Annotated in this window: 6 protein-coding genes; 5 read left to right on the forward strand and 1 reads right to left on the reverse strand. The window is 46.1% G+C overall.

The annotated features are described in order from the left end of the window. Positions 1-711, reverse strand: a 711-nt coding sequence (locus tag ACTG33_RS08095; RefSeq protein ID WP_439134698.1) for a hypothetical protein, incomplete at its 3' end; no start/stop codon positions are given. A 332-nt stretch (positions 712-1,043) separates the two neighbouring features. Here ACTG33_RS08095 and ACTG33_RS08100 point away from each other — a divergent pair. The 5 genes from ACTG33_RS08100 (at position 1,044) to ACTG33_RS08120 (ending at position 8,044) form a co-directional block, all read left to right on the forward strand. Further along, entirely contained in the window at positions 1,044-2,255 is a 1,212-nt protein-coding gene (locus tag ACTG33_RS08100; RefSeq protein ID WP_439134699.1) for an outer membrane beta-barrel protein, read from the forward strand. A 102-nt stretch (positions 2,256-2,357) separates the two neighbouring features. After that, positions 2,358-2,903: a polysaccharide biosynthesis/export family protein gene (locus ACTG33_RS08105; RefSeq protein ID WP_439134700.1), complete on the forward strand. Its 546-nt coding sequence runs from the start codon at positions 2,358-2,360 to the stop codon at positions 2,901-2,903. A gap of 97 nt (positions 2,904-3,000) precedes the next feature. Beyond that, positions 3,001-5,208, forward strand: coding sequence for a GumC family protein (locus tag ACTG33_RS08110; RefSeq protein ID WP_439134701.1), 2,208 nt, complete (start codon positions 3,001-3,003; stop codon positions 5,206-5,208). A gap of 23 nt (positions 5,209-5,231) precedes the next feature. Continuing rightward, positions 5,232-5,981, forward strand: coding sequence for a tyrosine-protein phosphatase (locus tag ACTG33_RS08115; RefSeq protein WP_439134702.1), 750 nt, complete (start codon positions 5,232-5,234; stop codon positions 5,979-5,981). Positions 5,982-6,607: 626 nt separating this feature from the next. Further along, positions 6,608-8,044 carry an undecaprenyl-phosphate glucose phosphotransferase gene (locus ACTG33_RS08120; protein ID WP_439134703.1) on the forward strand — a complete coding sequence of 479 codons (1,437 nt, stop codon included), beginning with the start codon at positions 6,608-6,610 and terminating at the stop codon, positions 8,042-8,044. The last annotated feature ends 209 nt before the right edge of the window (positions 8,045-8,253 follow it).

Genomic DNA, 8,253 nt, shown 5'->3' on the forward strand with positions numbered 1-8,253 from the left:
GCCATCTCTGATTTTGATGTAATTGGCACTTTCAAGAATTTGTATGGCACCTTTATAGCAATGGCTCCAGCCTTCTCTTTGACCGTCAATTACGAAGTTGGACAGGAAAATATTTTTTGTATTAGGCCCGGATATTCTTATACCTGTTCGAAAGTAGTCGTTAATTGACACGTTATTAATCTGCCAGTTGTCGATATTGAGAGACTTGTTCCGGTCAATTAGTATGCAGGTGTGTGTGTTATGTGATGTAAGGTTCTCAATGACTACATTATTAGATCTGGCGCCTCGGTCCACGTAAATGCAATTTCCGACATCAGAAAAAACCATATCCTTAAAGGTGAAATAGCTGGTTGCTAAACTAAATCCCCCTTCAATTGTGAGAGGGTCTTCACGCGAGAAATCTCCTTTAAATAAAGCACCCTCGGCACCTTTTAGGGTTACTCTTCCGCTCTGTGTTGGTAGATCGACCTTTTCACTTATGTCGTAAGTTCCTTCTGAGAATAGGTATGTTCCTGATAGAGCTCCTTGAGCTGCATAAACTTTGAACTCGTCCCAGGTCATTTTGTTGTAGGCGGATGCCGATGAGTTGAGCGCTTCTATATCTGGGTATACGTGAGATGGCGATAGTGCGAAAGCTTGTTGAGTGATTCCTAAGCTATATAGCGTGGTAACCATTAGTGACGTAGTAAGCAGTCTAAATGCGGCGCTCATTTTGTGCTCCAAGAATTGTATGATCTGTTAATAGGTTGGCACAGCTAGTATGGAGCATCAAGTATACTGGTCCCGTCTTATGACATTTGGCACATTAAGTCATTACGGTTTCTTTAAGTCAGGTTATTCTTACGAATCGGGTCATTTTGAGTTTGCTTTTAAAGTGGGAAGGCTTGTATCGAAAGTGCCGGAGTTTGAAATGAAACATTCTTTTGCAATACTTCCATAATTTTGAGCTAGCATGATTCTTGCTGATTAATACGTAGTGGTATTCACATGTTTCCGTTGGATAACCCATTGACAGGGAAAGGTTGGCTAATAGGAGTTTTTATATGGGTGATAGAATCGGCACCTCCACTTTGTGGTTGGCGGTTGCACTGATATCTGGCACGACGCAAGCTGTAGAGCCTGCAAAGATTAAAGCTGGAAATTTTTATATTGTTCCTATCCTGTCGTTCGAGGAGCGTTACGACGACAATATCTTCTCTCAATCATCGGATGAAACTGACTCCTGGATTTCAGTAGTTAGCCCGGGGGTGAAGCTCCTGTCTGAATTAAGCTCGGTTGATCTTCTTCTGGATTATCGACACGATGCGGGCTTTTATGCCAATAGCAGTTCAGATGACTATAATGACAACTACTTAAAGGGCGCTGTCACGTGGGAGTTAAATCAAAGTCACCAATTTGACTTGATGGCTCTGTATCGTGATGCACACGAAGATCGCGGTACTGGCTACAGTCAAGGTGATGCTATTGCTTTAATTGATGAACCCGATACCTATGAAGATATGACGTTCGAAGGTAAATATACGTTCGGTAGTGATTCTTCCCGAGGCCGGCTGGTGCTGGATGTGAGTGATTATTCTCGTCAATACACCAATCACGAAGATCTCACTCGAGTGCGGGATCGGGATGAGTTGCGAGCAGGCGCGGCTTTTTATTGGCGTATGGCAGGAAAGACCAATCTGGTTGCTGAAGTCCAAGGAGCTGATATTAACTATATCCACGATCCGGAGGAGGTTCTTGGTCAATTTGATACTCTGGACAGTTCGACCTTGCGGTATCTATTAGGTGTAAACTGGGAGGCAACGGGTAAAACTGAGGGAACGGTGAAACTGGGCTTGGCTGAAAAGGATTTTGACGACGACGACCGTGAAGATTTTTCCGGTTTCAGCTGGGAGGCGAATGTCAGTTGGAAGCCCAGAACCTATTCGGTGTTTTCCTTGACGACATCCAGTAAGCCTCGTGAAACGAATGGTTCTGGTAGTTATATTGATTCAGAGCTGTACAGCCTGGATTGGACCCATAGCTGGACCAGTCGTTTTAGTACTCAATTATTCTATTCACAAACAGACAGTCGTTATGAAGATTCACCTATTAAGCGTGATGATCAGGAAGACAGCTATGGCCTCAGATTGGATTATAATTTGAGGCGGTGGCTGGATCTTGGGCTGTCCTTCAAAACAACAGACAAGGAGTCAACGTTGGCACAGTATTCGTATGATAGAAATCAGGTTTCCTTTTTTATTGATTTGAGCTTGTGACGCAAGCTACAAATACTTAATTTCGTTTTCAGAATGTCGGTCAGATATCGATATTCTGAGAGCGTAACCACTGATTAGTTGTTCTAAACCTCGAGAAGAATTATGAGGCTTTTTCATTATTTTGGCTGTGTAGGTCTGTTTGTCGCGTTATTTTCTTTCTCGGCGGGAGGCCTGGCTCAGGGTGGGTTGTCAGAGTATACGCTCGGTTCTGGGGATGTTATTCGTATTCAAGTGTATGGCGAAAGTGATTTAACGATGGAGACCCAGCTCAGTGATACGGGCACTTTGTCTTATCCGTTCTTAGGTGAGTTGCATTTGAGAGGGATGACCGTAGGGCAGTTGCAGAAAACCATTATCAAAGGTTTGGCGGGTGATTATCTACTGGATCCGAAAGTATCAGTAACGATTCTGCAATATCGACAGTTCTATATCAGCGGTGAGGTGGAGCGGCCGGGAGGCTTCCCTTTCCAGCCAGGATTGACTATCCGCAAGGCTGTGTCTCTGGCTGAAGGGTTTACCGAGCGGGCCTCGAAAAGCAATATTTTTGTTATCTCTGATAATGACGATAGCCATACTCCGAGGCAGGTTCAGTTGAATTCACCGGTTAAGCCTGGAGACAGTATCACTGTAGAGCAAAGCTTTTTTTGATGACGCGCCTTGAGCATGATTATTGATATGAGTGGTGCTTGGTGGGTGCTGAGAATTGCACTGCCTGAGCTGCCCGCACTATATGAGCAATAGACTTATGAATACACACAACACCTTTAATCCACCCGATGTTCAGGAAGAGATGATCGATCTGCGTTATTACTGGCGGGTGGTCATGCAGCAGAAGTGGAATATCATAGCGCTGGCGGTGGTGGCCGTTATCCTGACGATTCTCATGACCATGTCGATGACGCCCCAGTATCGGGCAACGACCACGGTAATGATCGAAAGTGAGTCGGCCAAGGTGTTGTCCATTAATGACGCCTATGGACTCAATACAGGGAATAAAGAGTATTTCTTAACCCAGTTTGAGATTTTGAAGTCCAGAGAGTTGGCAGACCGGGTTATCAAACGATTAAATCTGGATACTCACCCCCTGTTTGATCCTCGGCAGGCGGAAAAGAGTTTCAGTCTGCGTGGGCTTGTCGGTGAGCTTCTGGCCGGGGACGAGCAGGTGGAGGCTCCAGGGAAAGAGCGGGTACTGAATCAGGTCCGGTCGAGTTTCATGAAGGGGTTGAGCGTTTCGCCGATACCGAATACGCAGCTGGTAAAGATACACTACGAGTTATCGGATCCCGAATTGGCAGCAAAAATCGCAAACACCATGGCGGACGTTTATATTGAAAGCTACCTGGAATCCCGCCTCGATGTGACTCGTAAAGCCGCAGATTGGCTTAGTGCCCGTCTGGGTGACTTGAAGGCTACGCTGGAGCAATCCGAAGAGCGTTTACAGGATTACCGGGATCAGGCCGAGTTAGTGGATGTCCAAGGTGTCCAGACTATGGGGGCTGAAGAAATAGGACAATTGACCCAACGTTATGTGGAAGCTCAGCGGACGCGCTCCGAAACTGAGAACATCTATGCGCAAGTCAAAGCGCTTGGGGCGGATGCCAGTACCAGTGAACTCATGGCAGTGCCTACTATCCTAAGGCATCCACTGGTACAGAAGTTCAGAGAGGCCCAGGCGAATGCTGACCGAAGGGTTGCTGAGTTGAGTAAGCGTTATGGCCCCAAACATCCAAAAATGATTTCAGCTATGTCTGAATCCCAGCAGGCTAACAGAGATCTGTACATGCAGGTGTCCAAAGTGGCTCGTGGTATCCGTGCAGATTATCAAGCCGCACTTCAGACCGAGAATGCATTTGCGGGCCAGCTGGCTGAGACTAAAAAGCGTTTACAGAACGTGAACCGCAAGGAGTTCAAGCTGCATGAGTTGGAGCGTGAGGTTGAGACTAACCGTCAGTTGTACGATATGTTTTTTACTCGTGCCAAAGAAACAGATAAAGCCGGAGGTTTGCAGACGCCTCACGCCAGGATTGTAGATCCAGCTCTGGTACCTCTTAACCCGGTCAAGCCGCAAAAAACATTGCTGGTGGCGCTGGCAATGTTGCTGAGTGTGGGAGTGGGGGTCGTTACAGCGTTGCTGATGGATGCGCTGAATAACACCATCAGAACGCCGGATGAAGTGGAAGACAAACTGCGCGCACCCATGCTGGGTTTTGTGCCTGCCACCAAGAGGAATAAGAAGCAAAAAAGCGAGCAGGCTTATGAAGGTTTTTTAGCCAACAGCCGAAGCAGTTTTGCCGAGTCAATCAGAACTATCCGGACGGGACTTATGCTGTCTAATCTGGATGTGCCCCACAAAGTAACTGTTGTTACCTCTTCGGTGTCCAACGAAGGCAAGTCTACCGTTGCTCTCAATTTGGCAGAGGCGATTGGTCAGATGGAGCGCGTTCTGTTGATCGATGCAGATATGCGCCGTCCTACAATGGCCGTGACTTTGGGGTTGCCGCGCTCAGCGCCTGGATTATCCAATCTGGTTGCGGGTACCGCCGAGCTTCAGGAGTGTATTCATCGGCTGGGAGAGTCTTCAGTGGATGTAATTGCTTCTGGAATGGTTCCAGGTAATCCTTTGGAACTTCTGTCTTCGACACGTTTTGCCCGCGTATTGGAAACTCTGAGTGAAAAGTACGATAGAATTATTATCGATTCCACGCCAACCCAGGCAGTGAGCGATGCTATGGTGTTGTCGACAATGGCTGATGCTCTGATTTATGTTGTCCGAGCTGATTTTACACCGGTTCCAGTGGCCTTAAAGGGACTGAAGCGCTTACGTGATTTGGGAGCACCATTAACAGGTGTCGTGCTCAATATGGTAGATGTCAATAAGCGTGGTCTGTACGACTATTATGGCGATTATTACAACGAATTTGCGCCAGAGGTCGATTCAAAGTCGGCGGCTTGATTCTCAGCGTGCGATGACGCTCTATGATTGATATTCACTGTCATCTGTTGCCGGGAATTGATGACGGCCCAAAATCTCTAGATGACGCTCTGACTCTCGCCCGCCAGGCGGTGAGAGAAGGGGTGACACATTCCGTGGTTACTCCCCATATTCATCCGGGACGCTGGGAAAACAACCGTAAAAGCATCCATCTGGAAGTCAGAAAATTCCGAGAATCTTTAAAACAGGCTCAAATACCTTTAACTATTGGGTTTGCGGGTGAAGTTCGGCTTGGTATGGAGGTTGTGTCAATGCTGCACAATAATGAGCTTCCATTTGTCGGGCGCTGGGAAAAACAGAAAGTGCTGCTTTTGGAGTTGCCGCATAGCCATATTCTTCCGGGTACCGAAAATATGGTGAAATGGTTACTTAAGAACAATGTTATTCCAATGATTGCTCACCCGGAACGTAACAAGGCTGTGATGAGAGACGTCAACAAGCTGAATCCTTTAATTGATCTTGGCTGTTTGTTTCAAGTTACGGCGGGATCGTTGATCGGACAGTTTGGTGAGCGTGCAAGGGTTTGTTCAGAACAACTTTTACGGAAAGGCGTAGTTACTGTATTGGCTTCAGATGCCCATCATTTTGAGCGTCGACCTGTTAACTTAGGGGTGGGTCGTGATGCCGCTGTGGACATTGTTGGTGCGGAAATGGCTCGTAAAATGGTTTTTGATGTTCCGTATGCTATTGCCGGTTCGTTGTTTACTTCGGGTTATGTATCGCTTGTGAAATAAATACATTTTCTGTTTTGGCGATTGACCATATTAATCCTGGTCGACAAATTTACTATTCTTTGGTTTTTTAAATCATCTGCAATTCTTAATTTCTTTTCTATCTGTAAGAAAATCCCACCCTGCGGCTTTTGTGTGTGTGAACCTGTTTGCGTCTTGGTGAAATAACCCGTGCTCCAGATTATGTTTTTTGTGCTTGTGAATAGGTTCACTTTAGTGCACGCCATAAGTCTTTAGCATCGCTGCCTGCTATATAAGTTTCTATTTTTTGTGTTCTTATAAAGTTTGTTTCCAGTCCGCCTTTTGTTTTCATAACTGGCAGTTACTAGAAAAATAAATTTCGAAGGGGTTTGGCGTTTCTTTGTGTTGTGGTATGGATGATGCAAAGGCTAACTGCCCTAAGCCTGTTTTATGGGGCTGTCATGTAAATTTATGTTTTTGGCTAAAGAAAGGATTCCGCCACGCGGCGTGAGGCTGGTCACGTAAAGTAAAAGTTGTCGTTTGTTGCGTTATTTTATTGAAATTTAATTTGCGCGGTAGTGATGCTGTAACTAAATCAGATGATTATTTTGATTCTCAGCAAAACGATGTTCCGTATTTTCAATGCGTCAAAAAGAAGGAATTTTTCTGTGTCTACCGATAACGGGTTAATCAAGCCTTACGCATCGCAGTTTGCATTTATATCTCGTTGCCTTGATTCGACACTGATTATTGTGTCTGTTGGACTGGTGGCTTGGGTTGGTAATCTTCCGCTCGATAGTGATATTTGGATAGCGGGGTTTCTAAGTGGGTTGTTACATCAAATTCTTTCGGACTTTACTGAAATTTATCGCTCTTGGCGCTCAGAGACGCTTTGGGCTGAAGCTAAACAGGTCATGATGTGTTGGCTTATTGGTTTCTCAGTAATCTTTATGGTGGGCCAATTCAGCCCGGTTCAGGACACTCTGTTTACCTGGCCGATGTTTATTCAATGGTTCTTCTCGGCGCTGGCTTTGCTGTTGCTGTGGCGCCTTTTCGTTCGAATTGGCCTTAGATACTTACGTTCCCACGGATACAATACTCGTGCTGCCGCTATTGTGGGGACTGGACCTTTGGCGCAGAAAGTGGCCAGTCGGCTGGATAGTGCCACTTGGGCTGGCTACAGGCTGGATGGGTTTTACGATGACCGACAGAAAGAGGAGTCATTAAGTTCAGACTGCCGTCGAGCTGCGGGTTACGCAGATGATGCTTGTGTCTCCGTAGGTGGCTTTGATGTGCTGGTGGAAAAAGCGGTGTCAGGTGAATTAGACAGTGTCTATATCGCGATGCCAATGCGAGCCGAAGCGCGTATCCGTGAGTTGCTGGATCGCCTGGCGAATTCCACGGCAACAGTTTATGTGGTTCCGGATTTGTTTGTGTTCGAGTTGCTTCATGCACGTAGTATTAATCTGAATGGTTTGCCGGCTTTTGGTTTGATTGGTGAGCCAATGCGAGGACTTAACGGCTGGTTAAAGCGAGGGGAAGATATTGTTGTTTCCTCACTGATCTTGCTGATGATTATGCCGCTGATGCTGGGTATCGCGGCTCTAGTAAAGTTAACGTCGCATGGCCCTGCTATTTTTAAGCAGAAGCGCTACGGGATGGACGGAAAGCCAATTGAAGTCTGGAAGTTTCGCACTATGAAGGTCATGGAAAATGGTAATAGCTTCCGTCAAGCAACCAAGGATGATGACCGTATTACCCGGGTTGGCGCATTTCTTCGCAAGACTTCATTGGATGAGTTGCCACAGTTTATCAATGTGTTGCAGGGCAGTATGTCGATTGTCGGCCCAAGACCTCACGCGATTGCTCATAATGAAGAGTTTCGTTGCCAGATTAAAAGTTACATGCGTCGCCATAAGATTAAGCCGGGTATTACTGGGTGGGCCCAGATCAATGGCTGGCGAGGTGAGACAGACACCTTGGAAAAAATGGAAAAGCGTATTGAACACGACCTTCATTACATTCATCACTGGTCTGTATGGTGGGATGTGAAAATTATTGTTCAAACGATTTTCAAGGGTTTTGTTGGAAAGAATGCTTATTAAAGTGATCTTCTCATGTCAAGCATGGGCATGAGAAGATAAGCAGTACAGTGTTATTTCTATGATCGAGAAGTGAGTTTAGTGTTTACAAGTACAAAAAGCATACTGTTTTGGCGTCTGTTGGCTCTTGTGGGGCTGGGGCTTCTGTTTTGGGCCGGGTTACGTGAAAAGCCCATACCCCAGTACACCCACGATTTTGATAAAGTAACTCA

Source organism: Pseudomaricurvus sp. (genome assembly GCF_965662505.1).
Lineage (GTDB): Bacteria > Pseudomonadota > Gammaproteobacteria > Pseudomonadales > Cellvibrionaceae > Pseudomaricurvus.